The 1,713-nt window shown below is 64.4% G+C and carries 3 protein-coding genes; all 3 read left to right on the forward strand.

The genetic code is table 11. The features are described from left to right. Positions 1–19 precede the first annotated feature (19 nt). Positions 20–589 (forward strand): YqgE/AlgH family protein, encoded by a 570-nt coding sequence (locus tag OUZ52_RS22750; RefSeq protein WP_266160889.1) that lies wholly within the window; start codon positions 20–22, stop codon positions 587–589. Then, on the forward strand, positions 586–1,038 hold the full coding sequence (ruvX, locus tag OUZ52_RS22755; RefSeq protein WP_266160891.1) for a Holliday junction resolvase RuvX: 453 nt from the start codon (positions 586–588) through the stop codon (positions 1,036–1,038). The genes OUZ52_RS22750 and ruvX overlap by 4 nt, the downstream gene beginning before the upstream one ends. A 49-nt stretch (positions 1,039–1,087) precedes the next feature. Further along, positions 1,088–1,713, forward strand: a 626-nt coding sequence (locus OUZ52_RS22760) for an aspartate/ornithine carbamoyltransferase family protein (protein WP_266160892.1), incomplete at its 3' end; no start/stop codon positions are given.

Consider the following 1,713-nt stretch of genomic DNA (forward strand, 5'->3'; position numbering starts at 1 on the left):
TCGGCGCTAGAATGCGGGCATGACCGCCCCCCAACTCCAGACCCTTGCTGGTCACTTCCTGATCGCCATGCCCAGTCTGGCCGAGCCACCCTTTTCGCGAGGGGTGGCTTTTGTTTGTCAGCACGATGAAGACGGCGCCATGGGTCTGCTGGTAACCCAATTGTCCGAGTACCGTTTCGGCGATGTGCTCGCGCAAATGAAGCTCAGCTGCCACGACCCCGAGCTGGCCGATGCCCCCGTGCTGATCGGCGGCCCAGTGCAGCAAGAGCGCGGTTTTGTACTGCACCGCGAACACGGCCACTGGGAATCGAGCTACCGCATCAACGACTCCTGGTCGGTGACCACCTCGCGCGACATCCTGGTAGCGATGGCGGCCGGCGAAGGTCCACGACAGGCGATGATGGCGCTGGGCTACGCCGGCTGGAGTGCCGGGCAGTTGGAGCAAGAGCTGATGGACAACACCTGGCTTACCGTGGAAGCCAACGAGCGCGTGGTTTTCGACACCCCGCTGGATGAGCGCTGGAGCGCTGCCGCCGGACTGGTCGGCGTGGACCCGCTGCAACTGCCCAATTACGTGGGCCACGCATGAGCTGTGCCCTGGGTTTCGACTATGGCAGCCGACTCATCGGTGTCGCCGTCGGCAACCGCCTGACCGCCAGCGCACGTGCCCTTGCCACCATCCCGGTACGCGACGGCGAACCCGACTGGCAGCAGCTGGACAAGCTGCGCCAGGAATGGCTGCCCGATACGCTGGTGGTCGGCCTGCCGCTAACCCTGGAGGGCGCCGAACAACCGGCCAGTATCGCCGCGCGCAAATTTGCCGAACGGCTGCGCCAACGCTATGCAACCACGGTGGTGCTGGTCGACGAACGGCACAGCTCGCAAGAGGCGGCCCGGCGTTTTGCCGATGCGCGCGCCGCCGGTCTGAAACGCCGCCGCGATGCCGCACACATCGATGCCGAAGCGGCCGCGGTCATTCTTGAGCATTGGCTGAGCAGCGCGGCCGATCCACCGTCACTATCGACGATCGAGCACTGAACACGCCTTTCTTGCCTTACTTCTCTGCCTACACGAAGAAGACTCCGCCATGAGCCCACGTCTGCGCCATTTGACCTCGCTGGAACACCTGCCTCGCGCCACCATCGAACGCCTGCTCGACCGCGCCGAGGCGATGCGCGACGCCTGCGCCCACGGCACCCGCAAGCTCGATTTGCTCGCCGGCCGCACCGTGTTGAATCTGTTTTTCGAACCCTCGACCCGCACCCGTACCTCATTTGAATTGGCCGCGCGCCGACTCGGCGCCGACGTGATCAATTTCGACCTCGGCCTGTCGTCCACCAGCAAGGGCGAGGCGATGTTCGACACCTTGCACACCCTGGAAGCGATGCACCTGGACGCGATCATCGTGCGCCACAAAGTGTCAGGCACGCCGGATGAATTAGTGCGCCACGCCATGAGCGGCGTCTCGGTGATCAACGCCGGCGACGGCAATCGCGCCCATCCGACCCAGGGCCTGCTCGACGTGCTGACGATTCGCCAGCACCGACCGGATTTCCATCAGCTCACCGTGACCATTTGCGGTGACGTAAAACACTCACGCGTCGCCCGCTCCGATGTGCACGCACTGACCGCCCTCGGCGCCAAAGAAATTCGCCTGTGCGCGCCGCCGGCACTGATGCCCGAGCAAAAAGACTTTCCGCATTGCCGCCTGTT

The sequence above is a fragment of the Dyella silvatica genome (assembly GCF_026283955.1).
Taxonomy (GTDB): domain Bacteria; phylum Pseudomonadota; class Gammaproteobacteria; order Xanthomonadales; family Rhodanobacteraceae; genus Dyella_C; species Dyella_C silvatica.

Coding starts and splice junctions, on each gene's coding strand:
- ruvX (WP_266160891.1), top strand. CDS start 586: ATGAGCTGTGCCCTGGGTTTCGACTATGGCAGCCGACTCATCGGTGTC.
- OUZ52_RS22750 (WP_266160889.1), top strand. CDS start 20: ATGACCGCCCCCCAACTCCAGACCCTTGCTGGTCACTTCCTGATCGCC.